Origin of the sequence: Mesorhizobium sp. XAP4 (assembly GCF_029269325.1) — a bacterium.
Lineage (GTDB): Bacteria > Pseudomonadota > Alphaproteobacteria > Rhizobiales > Rhizobiaceae > Mesorhizobium > Mesorhizobium ciceri.
In genome coordinates, this window is sequence record NZ_JARIXW010000004.1 from 351222 (window position 1) to 371335 (window position 20114).

The following is a 20114-nucleotide window of genomic DNA, read 5'->3' on the forward strand; positions in this document are numbered from 1 at the left end:
ACGAGGGGAATATGGCAAAGACTGAGACCGTGAAGACGCGGGCACCGGCGAAAACGCGGCGGCCGCCGGTCGGTGCGTCGCCCGGCACGCTGATCGCCGACCCGTCGGCGCGTCGCTCGGAACTGCGTCTGACGCTGATCTCGCCCGAAAAATTCAAGACTATCGAAAATGCCAGCATCGACGACCTCAACACCCATTGCCACAAATGGCCGGTCCTCTGGCTCGACTGCACCGGCCTCGCCAACATCCCGCTGATCGAGGAGATCGGCCGCATTTTCAGCCTGCATCCGCTGGCGCTGGAGGACGTCGTCAACACCGGCCAGCGGCCTAAGGTCGACTTCTTCGAGGACCATGCCTTCGTCGTCGTCAGGATGATCGACGATGTCACCTCGCACCGCTATGAGCAGATCGCCGTCTTCTTCGGCAGCAACTTCGTCGTTACCTTCCAGGAGCGGGAAGGCGATCCATTCGATCCGGTGCGCAAGCGCATCGAAAGTTCGGCGCCCAACCGGCTGCGCGCCCGCGGCGCCGACTATCTTGCCTATGCGCTGATTGATGCCATCGTCGACAGCTATTTTCCGCCGATCGAGGCCGCCGGTGACATGGTCGACAGCATCGAGGACCAGATGCTGCATTCGCCGCACAAACACCAGATGCGGCAGCTACATGAATTGCGGCGTGACGCCAACGTGCTGAAAGGCGTGCTGTGGCCGATGCGCGATGCGCTGGCGACGCTGATCCGCAACGATGTGCCCTATGTGAAGGCCGAGACCAAGATCTTCCTCAACGACACGCTCGACCATGCGCTCAGGCTGATCGAGCTGGTCGAGACCCAGCGCGATATGCTGACCGGCCTGATCGAGATGCACCTGTCGCTGAGCCAGGCGCGCACCAACGACGTTATCAGCTATCTCACCATCGTCTCGGTCATCTTCATGCCGCTCACCTTCCTGGTCGGCATCTGGGGCATGAATTTCGATCCGGAGTCTTCGCCCTGGAACATGCCGGAACTGAAGGCCTACTACGGCTATCCCTTGTCGCTGCTGTTCATGGCGCTTGTCGCGTTCGGGCTGATCGCCTTCTTCAAATGGAAGAAATGGCTTTGACAGGGATAAACCTGCCATTTTGGCCTGAAAAGCCGGCTTGTGAATTGGGCTGGTGTTTTCCGGGGAATTGCACTATATGCGCCGCAGCTTAGCGCTATGACGCTTTGCTTGCACCGGCCCCTGCTGGACGACATCCCGGCTGAGGGCGACCCGTTTCCTCAAACAGATAAGGAAAAACACGATGTCGATTACTGCCGAGCGCAAACAGGAATTGATGGGTGAATTCGCAACCGCCAAGGGCGATACCGGGTCTCCGGAAGTCCAGGTGGCCATCCTTTCCGAGCGCATCAAGAACCTGACCGACCATTTCAAGGACCACAAGAAGGATAACCATTCCCGCCGTGGTCTGCTTGCTCTCGTCTCCCAGCGCCGCAGCCTGCTTGATTATCTCAAGCGCAAGGACGACGCGCGCTACCAGACGCTGATCGAGAAGCTCGGTCTGCGTCGTTGACGAATTGACCGGCGGGCTTTCGAAGGAGAGCCCGCCGGTCGCGCATTCTGCCAGTCGTATCGACTGGCCAGACCCGGTTTCGATCGTGCAGAGGGCACTCGAAACCGCCCATGGACGGTCATGGGGCAGGATTGCAGGACGCTCGCGCGCACCGCGCCGAAACACCCGAGCCTCCCGTTGTCTTGCCCGTGGCTGCCCGAGAAAGGAAGCCAGGGAAAGGGCATCTCCGCGCACCGTGAAACGGCGCGGCCCTTTCCTCATATTAAGGACAAGAGATGTTCAATCACCACAAAGTGGAAATCGAATGGGGCGGTCGTCCGCTCATCCTCGAAACCGGCAAGATCGCGCGCCAGGCTGATGGCGCGGTGCTCGCCACCTACGGCGAGACCAAGGTCCTCGCCACCGTCGTTTCGATGAAGGAGCCGAAGCCCGGCCTCGATTTCTTCCCGCTGACCGTCAACTACCAGGAAAAGACCTACGCCGCCGGCAAGATCCCGGGTGGCTATTTCAAGCGTGAAGGCCGTCCGAGCGAGAAGGAAACGCTGGTTTCCCGCCTCATCGACCGCCCGATCCGCCCGCTCTTCGCCTCCGGCTACAAGAACGACACCCAGATCGTCGTCACCGTCGTCCAGCATGATCTCGAGAACGATCCCGACATCTTGTCGATCGTTGCCACTTCGGCCGCCCTGACGCTCTCCGGCGTTCCCTTCATGGGCCCAGTCGGCGGCGCCCGCGTCGGCTACATCAACGGCGAATACGTTCTGAACCCGCATGTCGACGAGATGCAGGAATCCAAGCTCGACCTCGTTGTCGCCGGCACCGCCGACGCTGTGCTGATGGTTGAGTCCGAAGCCAAGGAATTGGGCGAAGAGCTGATGCTCGGCGCCGTCATGTTCGGCCACAAGGGCTTCCAGCCGGTCATCGACGCCATCATCAAGCTGGCCGAAGTCGCCGCCAAGGAGCCGCGCGACTTCACCGCGCCGGACTATTCCGCGCTTGAAGCCGAGATGCTGAAGATCGTCGGCGACGAACTCAGCAATGCCTACAAGAACGTCGACAAGCAGAAGCGTTACGCCGCCGTCGACGCCGTCAAGGCGAAGGTCAAGGCAGCGTTTGCCCCGGCCGAAGGCGAAGATGCCAAGTACACTTCCGAGCAGATCGGTTCGGTATTCAAGGAACTCCAGGCCAAGGTCGTGCGCTGGAACATCCTCGACACCGGTTCGCGCATCGATGGCCGTGACCTCAAGACGGTCCGCAAGATCGTCTCCGAAGTCGGCGTCCTGCCGCGCACCCACGGTTCGGCGCTGTTCACCCGCGGCGAGACCCAGGCGCTGGTCGTTGCCACGCTCGGCACCGGCGAGGACGAGCAGTATGTCGATTCGCTGACCGGCATGTACAAGGAGAAGTTCCTCCTTCACTACAACTTCCCTCCCTATTCCGTCGGCGAGACCGGCCGCATGGGTTCGCCGGGTCGCCGCGAAATCGGCCATGGCAAGCTCGCCTGGCGCGCCATTCGCCCGATGCTGCCGAGCGCCGACCAGTTCCCCTACACGCTGCGTGTCGTCTCGGAGATCACCGAGTCCAACGGTTCGTCGTCGATGGCCACCGTCTGCGGCACCTCGCTGGCGCTTATGGATGCCGGCGTGCCGCTGGCCAAGCCCGTCGCCGGTATCGCCATGGGCCTGATCAAGGAAGGCGAGCGTTTCGCCGTTCTATCCGACATCCTCGGTGACGAGGATCACCTCGGCGACATGGACTTCAAGGTCGCCGGCACCGCCAACGGCATCACCTCGCTGCAGATGGATATCAAGATCGAAGGCATCACCGAGGAGATCATGAAGATCGCGCTGGACCAGGCCAAGGATGGCCGCCAGCACATCCTCGGCGAGATGGCGCATGCTCTGACCGGCGCGCGTTCGGAACTCGGTGAGTTCGCCCCGCGCATCGAAGTGATGCACATCCCGACCGACAAGATCCGTGACGTGATCGGCTCGGGCGGCAAGGTGATCCGCGAGATCGTCGAAAAGACCGGCGCCAAGATCAACATCGAGGACGACGGCACGGTCAAGATCGCTTCGTCCAATGCCAAGGAGATCGAGGCGGCGAAGAAGTGGATCCACACCATCGTCGCCGAGCCGGAAGTCGGCGAGATCTACGAAGGTACGGTCGTCAAGACCGCGGACTTCGGCGCTTTCGTCAACTTCTTCGGTCCGCGTGACGGCCTCGTCCACATCTCGCAGCTTGCCAACGACCGGGTCGCCAAGACCTCGGACGTGGTCAAGGAAGGCGACAAGGTCTGGGTCAAGCTGATGGGCTTCGACGAGCGCGGCAAGGTCCGCCTGTCGATGAAGGTCGTCGACCAGGCCACCGGCAAGGAACTCGCCCGCGACAAGAAGACCGAAGGCGAAGAAAACGCCGCCTGATTGGTCTGAGATCATGAATCGAAACGGGCGCGGCTTATGTCGCGCCCGTTTTCATTTTCAGCCTGGGTTTCAAAGCGCTTAGACAAGTCGAGATCGAACAATGTCCGCCGAGCCGTTGAAGACGCTTTTCTATCCCTTCGAGGCGGAGGCTGTTCCTCTACCGGCCAAGGGCACGCGCGCCCTGTTTCTCGGCGCTGAGCCGGGTTTTCGCCTGCCTGAAGGCTTTGAGGCGACACTTCACCTCGTGCAGGGTTTCCGGCCGCATTTTAGCGCGCTGCAAGCCTCCGGCTTCGTCGTCACCGCGCAAGTGGAAGGCGATGGCTTCGATATGGCACTTGTGCTTGCCGGCCGGCATCGCGGCTTGAACGAAGTGCGCATCGCGCAGGCGCTTGAGTGCGTGGCGCCGGGCGGCCTGGTCGTCATTGCCGGCGGCAAGGACGATGGCATTGCCAGCCTGCGCAAGCGCGTTGACGAGCTTGTGCCGCTTGAAGGCCATTTGCCCAAATATCACGGCATTGCCTTCTGGCTGCGACGTCCCGCCGATCTGGCCGCCGCGGAAGAATTGCGCGCTGCCAACCCCGCTCTGCTGGTTGAAGGCCGGTTCCACACCGCGCCCGGCATGTTCTCGTTCGACCGGATCGATACCGGATCGAAATTGCTGGTCGAGAACCTGCCCAATGACCTGCGTGGCAGCATTGCCGATCTCTGCGCCGGCTGGGGCTATGTGGCGGCCGAGATCGCCGCCCGCTCCCCCGGCGTTCAGGCGCTCGACCTCTATGAGGCCGATTTCGCCGCGCTTGAAGCCGCGAAGCTCAATCTGGCAGCGGTCAGCCAGCCGACCGCCAGGAATTTCTTCTGGATCGATCTGCTGAAGGAACCAGTCGAGAAGCGCTACGACGCGATTGCCATGAACCCGCCCTTTCACCGCAGCCGGGCGGCCGAGCCGGAGATCGGCGCCGGCATGATCCGAGCGGCGGCCAAGGCCTTGAAGCCGGGTGGGCGGCTGTTCATGGTCGCCAACCGTCAGCTTCCCTACGAACCGATCTTGGCGGCTGTCTTTTCGAGCCATGCCGAACTCGCTCGTGACGGCATGTTCAAGGTGCTTTCCGCTCGTCGTTGAAGCATGATCCCGAAAGTGGATACCGGTTTCGGAAAAGATCATGCTCAAAAACAGATATCGCGTCGCACTCAATGCAGATTGGCAACGCGCCGGACCTCATCGGTGATATGCACGTCGCCGACCCTGATCTTGAGGGGGGCGGGCCTGCCATACAGGTAGCCTTGCACCACCTCGCAGCCGGCTGCCCTGAGCAGTGTCGCCTGGCTTTCGGTCTCGACGCCTTCGGCAATGATGCTGACGCCGAGCGCGCGCGAAAGCCCGACGATGGTCGAGACGACCGCGCCGGAGCTGGAATCCGTGTCGAGGCGGCTGACGAAGGACCGGTCGATCTTCAGCTTGCCGAATGAGAAATCGATCAGGTAGCTCAAATTGGAATAGCCGGTGCCGAAATCATCGACGGCGACCGAAATGCCGATATCCGCAAGCTCCTTCAGGATGGCGGCGGCGCGGTCGCGATCCTGCATCATCGCCGTCTCGGTCACTTCCAGTTCCAGCCGTGACGGCTTGATGCCGGTGCTCGTCATGGTGTCGCGCACGATGCCGACGAAGTCCTTGGTCATGAACTGGACGGGCGAGATGTTGACGGCGACGAAGCAGTCGTCGGGCAGATGCCGGGCGTCGCTGCAGGCTTTGCGCAGCACCCATTCGCCGATCGGGCCGATCATGCCGGTTTCCTCGGCGATCGGAATGAACTCCATCGGCGGGATCATGCCGCGTTCCGGATGCCGCCAGCGGATCAGCGCTTCGTAGCCGACGATGCGGCCGGTCGGGAGATCGAGCTGCGGCTGGTAATGAAGGTCGAAGTCACCGCGCTCGAAGGCTGTATGCAGTTCGGATTCGATCCACTGGCGATGGTCGGCGACCCTGCCCATTTCGGCATGGAAGACGGACCAGTTGCCGACGCCGCTGGCGCGCGCGTTCTGCAGCGCCAGATTGGAGCGGCGCAGGATGAGGACGGGATCGACACCGTCCTTTGGCATCGCCACGATGCCGACCGACAGGCTGACCGATTGCAGGTGCGTACCGAGATCATAGGGCTCCATCATCTCGTCGATGAGCCTCTCTATGGTGCTTTCCAAGGACCCTGCGACTTGGTTGTCGGGGAGCAGGATCGCGAATTCACCGGCGCCGATGCGTCCGATCAGCGCGCGCGGCGGCACGCACGTCTTCAAGCGCTTGGTGAAGGCGCGGATCAGCTCGTCGCCCTGACTGTAGCCGATGGCGTCATTGATCTGCTTGAACCGGTCGATGTCGATATCGATGAGGAACATCGGCTCGCCGGTCCGGCTGGTCGCGCATGCCGCCTCGGCAATCTTGCCGACCATCGCCGGACGTGCCACCAGGCCGGTCAGCTTGTCGAAATGGGTTTCCGTGAAGACGAAATCCGCCGATTCATCGACGCCGGCGAAGAAGGACATCGCGGCGACCGACGCCGCCAGTGCGCAAAGAGCGGCCATCACCGAGACCATCATGTCGGCGGAGATGCCGGCAAAGCCATCGCCGAGACCGAGCTTCAGGCCCCAGAGCCCGAGGACGAAACTGCCGAGACCCGAACTCGCTATGGTGAGCAGTCGGAACACCGGTGTTCGCTTCGGGTTGCTGACGGCGAGCATTGAAAGTTCCCCTGAGTACGGGGCTTTCTAGTGGATATCTCCTTAAAATGAGTTTCCGCGAATGAATCCAATTTTATTGGACCTCAAGTATTTCTTGAGCGGATCAATGCGACTGGCGCTGAAACGGGGTTTAGCCGCGCGCTTTAAGCTTCGTGTTTTCAGATGTCCGCCATTTCAAAACCGTCGCGCACCTTTGGCCGACAGGCGTTAGTCTCGCCCGCCGTCGGTCTGCTTCAATTCGTCGAGCGTCGGCATGGAAACGATGTGATAGCCGGAATCGACATAGTGGATTTCGCCGGTAACCCCGGAAGACAGATCCGACAACAGATAAAGCGCCGAACCACCGACCTCGTCGATGGTCACCGTGCGGCGCAGTGGCGAGTTTCGCTGCTGGTAGGAGAACATGTGGCGGGCGTCCGAAATGCCGGCGCCGGCGAGCGTGCGCACGGGCCCAGCCGATATGCCGTTTACCCTGATGCCGCGCGGACCGTAATCGTTGGCGAGGTAGCGCACGCTGGCCTCCAGTCCGGCCTTGGCGACGCCCATGACATTGTAGTTCGGCATGACGCGGACGGAGCCCGCATAGGTCAGCGTGATCATCGATCCGCCGTCCTTCATCAAGGTGGCCGCATGGCGGGCGACCTCGGTGAAGGAGTAGCAGGAGATCACCATGGTGCGGACGAAATTGTCCCTGCTGGTGTCGGCGTAGAGGCCTTTCAACTCGTTCTTGTCGGAAAAGCCGATGGCGTGGACGATGAAATCCAGCCCGCCCCATTCGTTGCCCAGGGTCTCGAACGTGGCGGCGACCGAAGCGCTGTCCTCGACGTCGCACGGCACGACCAGCGAGGCGCCGAGCTTGTCGGCCAGCGGCTTGACCCGGCGTCCGAAGGCATCGCCCTGATAGGTGAAGGCGAGTTCCGCCCCGTGTTCGGATAATTTCCGGGCGATGCCCCAGGCGATCGAATGATCGTTGGCGACACCCATGACAAGCCCGCGCTTGCCCTTCATCAATCCGTCCATGGCCGGCAAATCCTTATGCGGAATAGCGCTGGAAAACGAGCGTGGCGTTGGTACCACCGAAGCCGAACGAATTGGACAAAACAGTGTCGATCCTGGCGTCGTCGATGCGCTTTCGCACGATCGGCATGCCCTCGAATTCGGGGTCGAGGGTCTCGATATGGGCGCTTTCGCCGATGAAACCGCCCTGCATCATCAGGATCGAGTAGATGGATTCCTGCACGCCGGCCGCGCCCAGCGAATGGCCGGTCAGCGACTTCGTCGAGGTGATGTACGGCATCTCTGGGCCGAACACCTCGCGGATGGCGCCCATTTCCTTGGAATCTCCCACCGGCGTCGAGGTGCCATGGGTGTTAATGTAGTCGACCGGCGTGGAAACCGTGGCCAGCGCCTGGCGCATGCAGCGGACCGCGCCCTCGCCTGAAGGAGCAACCATGTCGTAGCCATCCGACGTCGCGCCATAGCCGACGATCTCGGCATAGATCTTGGCGCCGCGCGCCTTGGCATGCTCAAGCTCTTCCAGCACCAGCACACCGGCGCCGCCGGCAATGACGAAGCCGTCGCGATTGACGTCATAGGCACGGGAGGCGGTCGATGCCTTGTCGTTGAATTTCGACGACATGGCGCCCATGGCGTCGAACAGGTCCGACATCGTCCAGTCGAGATCCTCGTGGCCGCCGGCGAAGACGATGTCCTGCTTGCCCCATTGGATCAATTCATAGCCATTGCCGATGCAATGCGCCGAGGTCGAACAGGCCGACGAGATCGAGTAGTTGACGCCGTGGATCTTGAACCATGTGGCAAGCGTCGCCGATGCGGTCGACGACATTGCCTTCGGCACCGCGAACGGACCGATGCGCTTCGGACTGCCGTTCTTCAGCGTCGTTTCGGCAGCTTCGACGATGGTGCGGGTGGATGGTCCGCCCGATCCCATGACGATGCCGGTGCGCTCATTGGTGATGTCGCTCTCGCCGAGGCCCGCATCCGCGATCGCCTGGTCCATGGCGACGTGGTTCCATGCAGCACCCTGGCTCAGGAAGCGCATCGCACGGCGATCGATCATCGCCGATGGATCGAGCGTCGGCGCTCCCCAGACCTGGCAGCGGAAGCCGTGTTCGGCGAAGGAATCCGAGAAGCTGATGCCTGATCTGGCGTCATGCAGCGAGGCTTGCACCTCGTTGGCATTGTTGCCGATCGACGACACGATGCCGAGGCCTGTGACTACGACACGTCTCATTCGCAACTCCTTCCAGGGATGCTGGCCAAGGGGGCTGGCCAGGGGTGCCGGTCAGCCGACCGCCGACTGCTTGGACAGACCGACTTTCAAATCCGTTGCCGCGTATATGGGTTCGCCATCCGCCTTCAGCCAGCCATCGGCGATGCCGAGCACCAGCCGGCCCCGCATCACGCGCTTGAAGTCGATGCCATATTCGACCTTCTTCACCGAAGGCGTGACCATGCCCTTGAATTTCACTTCGCCGGTCGACAGCGCCATTCCCTTGCCGGGTTCGCCAAGCCAGCCAAGATAAAAGCCCGTCAATTGCCACATGGCGTCGAGGCCGAGGCACCCCGGCATGATCGGATTGCCGATGAAATGGCAGGCAAAGAACCACAGGTCCGGCTTGATGTCGAACTCCGCGCGGATGAAACCCTTCTCGAAGGCGCCGCCGGTCTCGCTGATCTCGGTGATGCGGTCGAACATCAGCATTGGCGGATAGGGAAGCTGGGCGTTGCCCGGTCCGAACAGTTCGCCGCGGGCGCAGGCCAGCAATTCATCGTACTCGTAGCTGGATTTACCCGCCATCAATCTCATCCCATATCGTTCCGGGCCATCGGGTGCCCTTGTCGTTGGTTTCCTAACACAATCTGTTTCAGGCCGGAAACCGGCGTTTGCGCTTAGCCTGCTCGTCTGCCTGGGTCAATGCGCGCTATTGATCGCATTCGGACGACAGAATATATGTCCTGAGAGGTCCGGTTTCGGCAGACGTTCATTTTTTTGCCATTCTGGGCGTGTCTTGGGGCGGAACTGTGGGGTTCGACGAGAAGATGGACCTGGACGGCCGGAAGGAAAATGTCGCTGTGGACAAGCGGGTCCGTGAAGCCGGGCTGAGGCCGACGCGTCAGCGCATTGCGCTGGCCGATCTGCTTTTCGCCAAGGGCGACCGGCATCTGTCGGCCGAGGAACTGCACGAGGAGGCGGTTGCCGCCGGCGTGCCGGTGTCGCTGGCCACCGTCTACAATGCCCTTCACCAGTTTACCCAGGCGGGACTTTTGCGCATCCTCGCCGTCGAAGGCGCGAAAACCTATTTCGACACCAACACCTCCGACCACCACCATTTCTACATCGAAGGCGAAAACCGTATATTCGACATCGACAGCGGTCCGGTGACGGTTGCCAACCTGCCGGAGCCTCCGGAAGGGATGGAGATCGCCAATGTCGACATCGTCGTGAGGCTGCGCCCCAAACGCCGCGAATGACTGGCGAGGCCGGAATCATCTGCCAAGTCAGAATTATCGGCCAGGGATGAAACCCCTCGATCTCGTAATCCGGCTCGAATGGGCGATCGTGGCACTGGCTGCCGTCATTTTCTACGGTTCGACCGGCATCTCCTGGTGGCTCTTCGGATTGCTTATCCTGGCGCCTGACCTATCGATGTCGGGCTATCTGGCCGGTCCGCGCGTCGGTGCCCTTGCCTATAACGCCTTGCACATCCTGATCGTGCCCGTGCTGCTGCTGCTCGGCGGGCACATGTGGGGCAATGCGGCCGCGATGGCGGTTGCGCTGATATGGATCGCCCACATCGCCATCGACCGTGCGCTGGGCTACGGTCTGAAGCTGCCGACCGGCTTCCAGGACACCCATCTCGGCAGTATCGGGCATAAAGCCAGGACCGCGAAAGAGAATCAGTCCTTGACCCGTTCGCCGGGATAGGCGCCCCAGACGACCGACTGGGCAAGCCAGCCGGTGTGGCCGTCGAACGTCATTTCGCACCACTGGCCGTCGCAGGATTTGATCGTACCCATGACGCCAGGTTCGATCATCGCGACCACCCTTGCGTCCTTGTCGGGACTGTTGAGAAGGTTGATCTGGGTGCCCTTGCCACGCTGCCATGGTGCGACGATTGCCGTGCGTCGGCCGGAAAGCAGCGACTGGTTGATCCAGCCTTCCGAACCATCGGCATCGCGCACGCGGCGCCATGTGTCGAATTCCTGGATGATCTCCATCGGCAGGCCGGCCTTCATGTACATCCAGTCGACCGAGTAGTTGGCGCCGGGGCCGACGCGCGAGTTGACGCGGCCGGATTTCAGGCTGACGAATCGCGGCAGCGGCAGGCCGCTCGGCCCGAGCGTGACGACGCTCTGGGCAGGTGCAGCCGCACTCTGTGCCGCCGTAAGCGGAGAATAAAGCAGAGCGCCGAGAAATGCTGCACTGAGGGTCAGGCGAAGCGACGCGAAACCAGACACTTTCATTCCTTTCGGCGCTTGCCTCGGCGCCCCTTTTTCTTTGTCTTCGGCGGCACCGCTTGTTACATGGGTAATCGGCACCGCGACCGGCTTTCAGTTTCGCCGGTCTTGGTTAAAGAGGTCTCAACGAGATCGGGTTAGAGCAATTCCAGCAAACCTGTGAAGCGGTTTTGCGTTCGGTATTGCGGCAAATACTCGAGAGGGAAACAATGGCAGGCAAAAAAAGGCCTCTCGTCGTCATCACGCGCAAGCTGCCCGACCCGGTCGAGACCCGCATGCGCGAACTGTTCGACGCAAGGCTGAATGTCGAGGACCGGCCGATGACGCAGCCGGAACTGGTCGCGGCGGTCAAGGAAGCCGACGTTCTGGTGCCGACCATTACCGACAATATCGACGCGGCGCTGATCGCTCAGGCAGGCGACAACCTCAAGCTGATCGCCAATTTTGGCAACGGCGTCGACAAGATCGATGTCGCGGCTGCGGCCAAGAGGGGCATCACCGTCACCAACACGCCGAATGTCCTGACCGAAGACACCGCCGACATGACGATGGCGCTGATGCTGGCGGTGCCGCGGCGGCTCGCGGAAGGCGCCAATGTGCTCACCGGCGACAAGAAATGGGCCGGCTGGTCGCCGACCTGGATGCTGGGCCGGCGCATCTGGGGCAAGCGGCTCGGCATTGTCGGCATGGGGCGGATCGGCACGGCCGTAGCCAGGCGGGCCAAGGCCTTCGGACTGTCGATCCACTATCACAACCGCCACCGCGTGCTGCCGGCCGTGGAAGACGGGCTGGAGGCGACCTATTGGGAAAGCCTCGACCAGATGCTGGCCCGGATGGATATCATCTCGGTCAACTGTCCCTCGACGCCGGCAACCTTCCATCTGCTTTCGGCGCGGCGGCTGGCGCTACTGCAGCCCACCGCCTATGTCGTCAACACCGCGCGCGGCGACATCATCGACGAGGAAGCACTGGTCAAGCTGATCCAGGACGGCAAGATCGCCGGCGCCGGCCTCGATGTCTACGAGCACGAGCCAGCCTTGAACGGCAAGCTGCTGAAGCTCGCGGCCAAGAACAAGGTCGTGCTTTTGCCGCATATGGGCTCGGCGACGCTCGAGGGCCGTATCGACATGGGTGAAAAGGTCATCATCAACATCCGCGCCTTCGTTGACGGCCACCGCCCACCAGACCGCGTGCTGCCGCTCAGGACCTGATGCTGTCGCGGTGCAATATCCGTGGCCCACAAACCGTAAGATAAGACTTACGGGAGGGCTTTGCGCATGGTGACCGAAGTCGGCCTGGCATAGCCGTTATGCGCCGTCCGTTCAGTTTCGCGAAAGCCGAGGCGAGCAAAGGCCGCATGGTTTGCGGTCAACTCGATCCGCGTCTGAAGCTCGATGGCGGCCTTGCCGCGGCTGCGGGCAAGGTCTTCGACCGCCTGCATCAGCTGCCGTCCAATGCCTTGTCCCTGGCAGTCCGGCGCCACGGCGAGCTTGCCGACATAGAACTCTGCCACCTTTTCAAGGGCAAAGACGCAGCCGACGATCCGATCGCCCTTGAGCGCCACGAAGCCGGTCTCCCGCCCTGCCTTGTCCCGCAGAGTGTCTGCGGTCAAAAGGTGGGCCGAGGAGGGCGGGTCGATGACATCGTCCATCGAGGCGAAGGCACGCATGATCAATGCGAGCACATCGTCCCAACGGTCGAAATCGGTCGGGATCCGCCTGATGGAGACTGCTTCGATCCGGCCCAAGAATTCAGCTTCTCTTGTAACGGATGGTGTCGAAGCGCGCCGCCAGCCCATCATAAAGCAGCAGCCGGCCGACCAGCGGTTCGCCCACGCCGGTGATCAGCTTGACCGCCTCCATGGCCTGCAGCGTGCCGATGACGCCGGTCAACGCGCCAAGCACGCCGACTTCGGCGCAGGACGGCACCAGGCCCGGCGGTGGCGCTTCGGGAAACAGGTCACGATAGCCTGGGTTGGGCTTGCCGTCCTTGCCGTCTTCGAATGGCTTCAGCACCGTGACCGAGCCGTCGAAGCGTCCGACGGCGGCATGCACCAGCGGTTTCCCAGCGCTCGCGCAGGCATCGGCCACGGCGTAGCGCGTTTCGAAATTATCGGAACCGTCGACGACGATGTCATAGCGGGCGACGAGGGCAGGCGCATTGTCCGTGGTCAGCCGGAATGTATGCGGTTCGACTGTGGTATTGGGATTGATGCGGGCGATTGCCGCCTTGGCGCTGTCGGTTTTCAGCAGGCCGACAGTGTCGGTGCCGTGAATGACCTGGCGCTGCAGGTTGGAGAGCGAAACGGTGTCGTCATCGACCACGCCGAGCGTGCCGACGCCGGCGGCGGCAAGATATTCAAGCACCGGGGCGCCCAGCCCGCCGGCGCCGATGACCAGCACCCGGGCCTGCTTCAGCCTCTGCTGTCCGGCGCCGCCGATTTCCGGCAGCACGATGTGGCGGGCATAGCGTTCGATCTCGTCTGCGGTCAGGGCGGCAGTGGTCATTGCCTGATCATACAGGCACGGAAAAACCTTGTCAGGGGTCTTCGGTTGGCCCAACCGTCCCATGGTCGACGGTCAGGAATTGCGCGCGGCCCTGGAGACTGGAAAACAGCGCAGCATCGGTTCCTGTCATGAATGCCTGGCAGTTCAGTTCCTCCAGGATGGAAAACAGCGCCGCGCGCCGCCCGCTGTCGAGATGCGCAGCGATCTCGTCGAGCAGCAGGATCGGCGTCATGCCCGACATTTCGCCGGTCAGCCTCGCGTGCGACAGCACGATGCCGACCAGCAGCGCCTTCTGCTCGCCGGTCGAGCAGAGCTCGGCCGGCATCGCCTTGGGGCGGTGCCGAACCACCAGGTCCGAACGGTGCGGGCCGTCGAGCGTGCGCCCGGCGGCGCGATCGCGCTCGCGGCCCTCGGCAAGCGTCCGACGGAAGCGTTCCTCCACATCGACCGCCGGCGCCACGGCAATCTCGGCTTCCAGCTCGCCTGAAAGGCCGATATCGGCCTGCGGAAACGGTCCCGTGTCGGGCAGCCTGTCGATCATGGCGGCCAGCAGGCGCACCATCTCGGCGCGCGCCGCGGCAATCGCCACACCGGTTTCGGCCATCTGCGTCTCGATAGCGTCGAACCAGCGGTCGTCCCGAGAGCTTTCGGTAAGCAGTCGGTTACGACCGCGCATCGCCTTCTCGTAGTCGATCGCACGTTGCCCGTGGCCGGGATCGATCGCCAGCACCAGCCGGTCGAGGAAGCGCCGGCGATCCGCGGCCGGTCCGGTGAATAACGCGTCCATGGCTGGCGTCAGCCAAACCACGCGCAGCCATTCCAGCATGTCCTCGGCCGAACGCGCCGAAGCTCCGTTGATGCGTACCCGCCTGCCGCCTTCGCCGGCGGTGTCACCGCCGGAAATGCCTGTTCCGATCTCGACCTGGCCATCAGGTCCGTCGAGCCGGGCATGCAGCGCAAAGCCGCCGTCGCCGCCCTCGCGCGCGACATCGGCGTAGGGCGCGCGGCGCAAGCCACGTCCCGGTGTCAAAAAGGAGATCGCTTCGAGGAGATTGGTCTTGCCGGCGCCGTTGTCGCCGGAAAAAACCACGGCACCTGGCGCCAGATCGATCGTCAGCGCCGCATAGTTGCGGAAATTAGTAAGTGTTAGCTTACTTATATGGTTCTGTGCCGGCAACCGCTATCCGCCTATAGAAGTCGCCGTAAATATCGCGCTTGCCGCCGGTCCACAACAGGACCGAAGTGCTGACACCGCGCCGCTACACGCGCATCGGCATCAGCACATAGAGTGCGGTCTCGTCGGCCATGTCGTGGATCAGCGTCGGCGAACCGGCATCCGCCAGCATGAACTTGGCCTCCGTGCCGGTCAGTTGCGCGGCAACGTCGAGCAGGTACTTGGCGTTGAAGCCGATCTCGATCGGATCGGATGAATAGTCAGCGGACAGTTCTTCGGTGGCGCTGCCTGAATCCGGATTGTTGACCGCAAGCGTCACCTGACCCTCGCTGATCGACAGCTTCACCGCGCGACCGCGTTCGGAAGAGATGGTCGAGACACGATCGACGGCGGCGGCAAAGCTCTGGCGGTCGATGATCAGCTTCTTGTCGTTGCCTGTCGGAATGACCCGCTGATAATCGGGGAAGGTGCCGTCGATCAGCTTCGAGGTCAAAACCACGCTGCCGATGGTGAAGCGGATCTTGGTGTCCGACAGTTCGGTGGTCACCGCGACATCCGGATCGTCGACAAGCTTCTGCAGCTCGCTCACCGTCTTGCGCGGAATGATGATGCCCGGCATGCCCTCGGAACCCGCCGGCGCGTCGATCTCGGCGCGCGCCAGGCGGTGGCCGTCGGTCGCCACCGAGCGCAGCTTCAGCTTGCCGCCGACCTCATGCGTGTGCAGGTAGATGCCGTTCAGGTAATAGCGTGTCTCCTCGGTGGAGATGGCGAACTGGGTCTTCTCGATCAGGCCTTTCAGGGCAACCGAGTCGAGACGGAAGATATGCGAGAAGGATCCGGCCGAAAGCTCCGGGAAGTCGGATTGCGGCAGGCACTGAAGGCGGAAGCTCGAGCGGCCGGACGTCACCGTCATGGCGTTGCCGTCCTCGTCCGTCTTCAGCATCACCTCGGCGCCGTCGGCGAGCTTGCGCACGATGTCGTAGAGCAGATGTGCCGGGACCGTCGTCGCCCCGCCGCGCTCCACCTTGGCGGGCGTCGCTTCGGTCACCTCGAGGTCGAGATCGGTTGCCTTCATTTCAAGGCTGGCGCCTTCGGCGCCGAGCAGCACGTTGGACAGGATCGGTATGGTGTTTCGCCGCTCGACCACACGATGGACGTGGTTGAGCGACTTCAGGAGATTTGACCGTTCCAGGATAACACGCATGACGAAACAGGCTCGCTTGAATGAATGACGGGTCACCAGTGAGCGGCGTCCCGCGAAAGGTCTGAATAGGCTCAGAATCTGCGTAAACTGACAGGAAAAAACCAGCAAACGCAAGCCCGCGCCGCCGGTTCAGGCCGGCTACGCGGGCTTTCTGGGGATAACGCGCCCGAAGTCCGCGAGCCAGTGTCGAAAAACCGAAATCCAGATCGCTTCCAGGCGATGCCACGAGCCCGATGCAGGCCCGGCGCCGCACTGGCAAGCCATTGAATTCCGGCGTTGTTTCGGTTCGGCCCTCCCGGAGGGTCAGGCCTGATCGTTGATCAGCCGCCTCAGAAGCTCAAGTTCCTGCGCCAGCGTGTTGTCGTTGCCGGAAAGGTCCTCGATCTTGCGCACGGCATGCAGCACCGTGGTGTGATCGCGGCCGCCGAAACGCCGTCCGATCTCGGGTAGCGAGCGCGGCGTCATCACCTTCGACAGGTACATGGCGACCTGCCGCGGCTTGACGATGGTGCGCGTGCGCCGGTTGGACAGCAATTCGGTCTTCGACACATTGTAGTGACGCGCCACGATGCGCTGGATGTCCTCGATACGGACACGCTTCGGCTCGCCTGTGCGATAGATGTGGCCGAGGATTTCGTCGATCCGGTCGATGGTGATCTGCGGCTCGAAGGATTGACGGAACAAAAGCTGATTGAAGGCGCCTTCCAGCTCGCGTCCGCTGCCGGTCACGGTGCGGGCGACGTGATTGAGGATCTCCTCCGAAATGTCGAGGGATGCGTCGTCGCTCCTGGCCGTGGCAAGGCGCAATTTGAGCATGCCGAGGCGCATGGCGAAATCGGGCGCCGACATTTCAAGCGCGACACCGCCATTGAGGCGCGAACGGACCCGCGGTTCGAGCGATTCCAGTTCCGATGGTGGCCGGTCGGCAGCGACGACGACCTGCTTGGCGCTGTCGAGCAGCATGTTGATCAGGTGGCAGAATTCATGCTGGATCGACTTGCCCTGCAGGAACTGCATGTCGTCGATGATGAGCAGGTCGATGTCGCGCAGCTGCTCCTTGAGCGTCAGAGCGTTGTTGTCGCGGATCGCGGTGGCAAAGCGCCACATGAAATACTCGGCCGTGAGATAGACGACGCGCGACTTGGGGTTCTGCTTCAGCGATTCCGCGGCGATGGCCTGCAGCAAATGGGTCTTGCCGAGCCCGACGGTTGCGTGAAGGAAGAGCGGATTGAAGCGCACCGCGCTCGATTGCGATTCCGCCACTGCCTTGGCGGCGGCGAAGGCCACCCGGTTCGACGGCCCCTCGATGAAAGAGCCGAACGTGTAGCGTGGATCGAGCGGTGACCCCAGAACGTTGTGGCGGAATTCGCTCTCGACGGGTGTGCCCGGACGCGGAGTCGATGCGCGCTCCACCCGGCTGGGGCTGACTGTGCCTGCGGCAAGCGCCGTCTGCGTCTGCCGTGTCACCTTGCTGCGTGCCGGCGTTACCTCTGGCTCGGCCTGGGCGCGTCCCTGACGGGTTGCCGTGCGCACGACGATGTCGATCTTGAGAAGATCGGGATCCTCCTGCTTCCACAGTTCGGAGATGAGGTCGAGATAGTGGCCGTTGATCCATGAGCGCAGGAAGGCGGTAGGCACCGAGATGCGGACAATGCCCTTGGAAGCCTCGGCGACTTTCATGCGGCCAAACCAGCTCGAATAGACTTCGGTTCCCAGGCGCGCCTTCAACTGGGTCTTGACCCGGTCGAATTTCTGTTCCGCGTCGCTGGACACCGCCATGTCGTTTGCTCCGATCAAAGTTCCAGGAAATGGGAGGTCGCCCGTAAGTTCCCTTTCGATGCCGCTCTGCATGATCTTTTCCTTGTCCTTCCGTACCTGTTTTCCGCCGGGGATGCGCCTCCTGCATCCGGTTCCGGCGACCTAAGTCTTTGCTACGATGTCCGCTGCCGCCGCCGGCAGGTGAACGTCGCCCATTATCCGTGGGAACCGGTGCCGGCCCATGGAAGCCAGTCCGCGTTGGGTATGTCAGGGCAATACAACACCGTCCGGCGAAAAGAGCGCCGGCGCGCCGTCTACCTGCCATGTCTAGTTACGCCAGTCCCCTACCGTATCGAAAAAGACAAACCAAAGCCGTCCGCGGACTTGATCCGCGTTGCAAATCCCGCCAATTTAAGCTGGCCGATTCAGGCTTGGGTTAAGAGCCAGAGCCCGTCCCTTTCGATAGATCGACACTACCGAAATCGCTGTGGATAGGGCAAGGCCACGTCTAACGGATTTTTAAGGAATCTGGTTAGTGGAGGCGGGTTCGAGTGGCATGCCGCGACGGCACATTTTAACAAAGCCATTGTGATTCAAACCCTTTTCCGGCGAATATGAAAAACCGGGCGCTGACAGAAATATTCTGAAATAATTCGCTTGACAGCGACTTCTCCCCGATCGGGCCAGTCCGGTGTGGACAAGCTGTGGATCACCATCTGTAAGCGTTTGAAAAATATAAGCTATTTTTGACAGCCAAGAATCATTAGGCCGGCGCTTTTCAAGCGTGCCGATCAACAGCAGGCATGCATATGCCGGCAAACTATTCCCTATTGTGAAATCCGCATAAGACGCCGTTTCCGGACATTCTTTTTAAGTGCTTGCCGGCAAACGAAAAAACCCGGCACAAACGGCCGGGTCCGAAGAACGTCAGTCTAGGCAAGTAATGTCAGGCCGACAGTACCTTGACCCGCTGAGCCAGTCGCGACACCTTGCGGGACGCCGTGTTCTTGTGAATCACGCCCTTGGTTGCGGCGCGCATCAATTCCGGCTCCGCGATCTTGAAGGCAGCCTGTGCGGCAGCCTTGTCACCGGAGGCAAGCGCCTCTTCGACCTGGCGGATATAGGTGCGGACGCGCGAGCGACGGTTCTTATTGATCGCTGCGCGGCGGACGATCTTGCGCGTTGCCTTTTTGGCCGAGGATGTATTGGCCATGATGCCTCTCTTCTGATCTGGTCGGCGCATGCGGGATGCCGCAGGGCGCAAAAAACAAACGGGCTGCCACGGGGCCGCCTCGGTTGGTGCGGCTTATAGTTCAGCTTTTCCGGCGCGTCAACGCTGCCTGGCCTTCTTTTTGGCGGCCAACAGCCATCTTCTTCGAAGCCAAGGGATTGGCGTCAGCGGTTGGTGAAATTCGGCTTCCGCTTCTCGGCAAAGGCCGCCATGCCTTCCTTCTGATCGTCCAGTGCAAACAGCGAGTGAAACAGCCGGCGCTCGAACCGCAATCCCTCGGCAAGCGTCGTCTCGAAGGCGCGGTTGACAGCTTCCTTTGCCATCATCACCGATGGCAGCGAGAAAGCGGCGATCTTGGCCGCGGCCTTCAGCGCCTCCTCGACAAGTTCGCCGGCAGGCACGACCCGCGACACCAGGCCAGAACGCTCGGCCTCGGCGGCATCCATCATCCGCCCGGTCAGGCACATGTCCATCGCCTTCGACTTGCCGACAAAGCGGGTCAGCCTTTGTGACCCGCCCATGCCTGGAATGACGCCGAGCGTGATCTCGGGCTGGCCGAACTTGGCCGTGTCGGCGGCGATGATGAAATCGCACATCATCGCCAGCTCGCAACCGCCGCCGAGTGCATAGCCCGCCACCGCCGCGATAATAGGCTTTCGCGCCCGCGTCAGTTCCTCCCAGCCGACGAAGAAGTCTTGGGCGTAGGCGTCCGCATAGGAGATGGACTGCATCTCCTTGATATCGGCGCCCGCCGCGAAAGCCTTTTCGGAACCGGTGATGACCATGGCGCCGATACCGGGATCGGCGCTGAACCCGTTCACGGCTGCCACCACCTCGGTCAGGATCTGGGAGTTCAGCGCGTTGAGCGCCTGCGGCCTGTTCAGCGTGATCAGCCCGACCTTGCCGTGCGTCGCGGTGATGATCGTCTCATAGGTCATGGCTGCTTCTCCTTGCTTACGCTCGTCTAGAGCGGTTCATCGTTTCACGGAAACGCAGAACCGCTCCATCTCCTTGTCTTGACGCAATTTCGGACGGAAAACCGCCC

General features: G+C 62.0%; 19 protein-coding genes. 7 read left to right on the forward strand and 12 right to left on the reverse strand.

What is annotated here, in order from left to right; all coding sequences use genetic code 11:
- The first annotated feature begins 11 nt into the window (after positions 1-11).
- From corA to P3C39_RS19305, 4 genes are all read left to right on the forward strand, one after another.
- Positions 12-1106, forward strand: a complete 1095-nt coding sequence (gene corA / locus P3C39_RS19290) for a magnesium/cobalt transporter CorA (RefSeq protein WP_275954070.1) — start codon at positions 12-14, stop codon at positions 1104-1106.
- 139 nt (positions 1107-1245) lie between these two features.
- Positions 1246-1557, forward strand: a complete 312-nt coding sequence (gene rpsO, locus P3C39_RS19295) for a 30S ribosomal protein S15 (protein WP_269470859.1) — start codon at positions 1246-1248, stop codon at positions 1555-1557.
- 275 nt (positions 1558-1832) lie between these two features.
- Positions 1833-3980, forward strand: a complete 2148-nt coding sequence (pnp, locus tag P3C39_RS19300) for a polyribonucleotide nucleotidyltransferase (RefSeq protein WP_013527890.1) — start codon at positions 1833-1835, stop codon at positions 3978-3980.
- A 100-nt stretch (positions 3981-4080) separates the two neighbouring features.
- Positions 4081-5100: a class I SAM-dependent methyltransferase gene (locus tag P3C39_RS19305; RefSeq protein ID WP_275954069.1), complete on the forward strand. Its 1020-nt coding sequence runs from the start codon at positions 4081-4083 to the stop codon at positions 5098-5100.
- A 68-nt stretch (positions 5101-5168) separates the two neighbouring features.
- Here P3C39_RS19305 and P3C39_RS19310 read toward each other — a convergent pair whose 3' ends face one another.
- The 4 genes from P3C39_RS19310 to fabA form a co-directional block, all read right to left on the reverse strand.
- Positions 5169-6713: a bifunctional diguanylate cyclase/phosphodiesterase gene (locus tag P3C39_RS19310; RefSeq protein WP_027161757.1), complete on the reverse strand. Its 1545-nt coding sequence runs from the start codon at positions 6711-6713 to the stop codon at positions 5169-5171.
- A gap of 207 nt (positions 6714-6920) precedes the next feature.
- The gene (gene fabI / locus P3C39_RS19315) at positions 6921-7733 is read right to left on the reverse strand and encodes an enoyl-ACP reductase FabI (protein WP_013527887.1); all 813 of its coding nucleotides are present in this window, start codon (positions 7731-7733) and stop codon (positions 6921-6923) included.
- A 13-nt stretch (positions 7734-7746) separates the two neighbouring features.
- The gene (gene fabB, locus P3C39_RS19320) at positions 7747-8967 is read right to left on the reverse strand and encodes a beta-ketoacyl-ACP synthase I (RefSeq protein WP_024503470.1); all 1221 of its coding nucleotides are present in this window, start codon (positions 8965-8967) and stop codon (positions 7747-7749) included.
- 51 nt (positions 8968-9018) lie between these two features.
- Positions 9019-9534, reverse strand: coding sequence for a 3-hydroxyacyl-[acyl-carrier-protein] dehydratase FabA (gene fabA / locus P3C39_RS19325; protein WP_013527885.1), 516 nt, complete (start codon positions 9532-9534; stop codon positions 9019-9021).
- A gap of 242 nt (positions 9535-9776) precedes the next feature.
- On the opposite strand from fabA, the gene irrA reads away from it, so the two are divergent.
- Positions 9777-10208: an iron response transcriptional regulator IrrA gene (gene irrA / locus P3C39_RS19330; RefSeq protein ID WP_024503471.1), complete on the forward strand. Its 432-nt coding sequence runs from the start codon at positions 9777-9779 to the stop codon at positions 10206-10208.
- A 46-nt stretch (positions 10209-10254) separates the two neighbouring features.
- A complete protein-coding gene (locus tag P3C39_RS19335; protein WP_275954068.1) occupies positions 10255-10662 on the forward strand; it encodes a DUF4260 domain-containing protein in 408 nt (135 codons plus the stop codon).
- On the opposite strand, the gene P3C39_RS19340 is transcribed toward P3C39_RS19335, so the two are convergent.
- The gene (locus P3C39_RS19340) at positions 10635-11195 is read right to left on the reverse strand and encodes an SH3 domain-containing protein (protein ID WP_275954067.1); all 561 of its coding nucleotides are present in this window, start codon (positions 11193-11195) and stop codon (positions 10635-10637) included. The genes P3C39_RS19335 and P3C39_RS19340 overlap by 28 nt on opposite strands.
- 209 nt (positions 11196-11404) lie before the next feature.
- Here P3C39_RS19340 and P3C39_RS19345 point away from each other — a divergent pair, with 209 nt between their 5' ends.
- Complete coding sequence (locus P3C39_RS19345; RefSeq protein ID WP_013527881.1) at positions 11405-12406, forward strand: D-glycerate dehydrogenase; 1002 nt, start codon at positions 11405-11407, stop codon at positions 12404-12406.
- A gap of 47 nt (positions 12407-12453) precedes the next feature.
- On the opposite strand, the gene P3C39_RS19350 is transcribed toward P3C39_RS19345, so the two are convergent.
- The 7 genes from P3C39_RS19350 to P3C39_RS19380 form a co-directional block, all read right to left on the reverse strand.
- Positions 12454-12942 (reverse strand): GNAT family N-acetyltransferase, encoded by a 489-nt coding sequence (locus P3C39_RS19350; RefSeq protein WP_275954066.1) that lies wholly within the window; start codon positions 12940-12942, stop codon positions 12454-12456.
- A gap of 4 nt (positions 12943-12946) precedes the next feature.
- Positions 12947-13702 carry a molybdopterin-synthase adenylyltransferase MoeB gene (locus tag P3C39_RS19355; protein WP_013527879.1) on the reverse strand — a complete coding sequence of 252 codons (756 nt, stop codon included), beginning with the start codon at positions 13700-13702 and terminating at the stop codon, positions 12947-12949.
- Between the two features lie 31 nt (positions 13703-13733).
- Positions 13734-14879 (reverse strand): DNA replication/repair protein RecF, encoded by a 1146-nt coding sequence (recF, locus tag P3C39_RS19360; RefSeq protein ID WP_013527878.1) that lies wholly within the window; start codon positions 14877-14879, stop codon positions 13734-13736.
- Between the two features lie 82 nt (positions 14880-14961).
- Entirely contained in the window at positions 14962-16080 is a 1119-nt protein-coding gene (gene dnaN, locus P3C39_RS19365; RefSeq protein ID WP_013527877.1) for a DNA polymerase III subunit beta, read from the reverse strand.
- A 303-nt stretch (positions 16081-16383) separates the two neighbouring features.
- Positions 16384-17859, reverse strand: a complete 1476-nt coding sequence (gene dnaA, locus P3C39_RS19370; protein ID WP_224618575.1) for a chromosomal replication initiator protein DnaA — start codon at positions 17857-17859, stop codon at positions 16384-16386.
- A gap of 925 nt (positions 17860-18784) precedes the next feature.
- Positions 18785-19051 (reverse strand): 30S ribosomal protein S20, encoded by a 267-nt coding sequence (gene rpsT, locus P3C39_RS19375; RefSeq protein WP_013533694.1) that lies wholly within the window; start codon positions 19049-19051, stop codon positions 18785-18787.
- Between the two features lie 182 nt (positions 19052-19233).
- A complete protein-coding gene (locus P3C39_RS19380) occupies positions 19234-20007 on the reverse strand; it encodes an enoyl-CoA hydratase (protein ID WP_275954065.1) in 774 nt (257 codons plus the stop codon).
- Between the last annotated feature and the right edge of the window lie 107 nt (positions 20008-20114).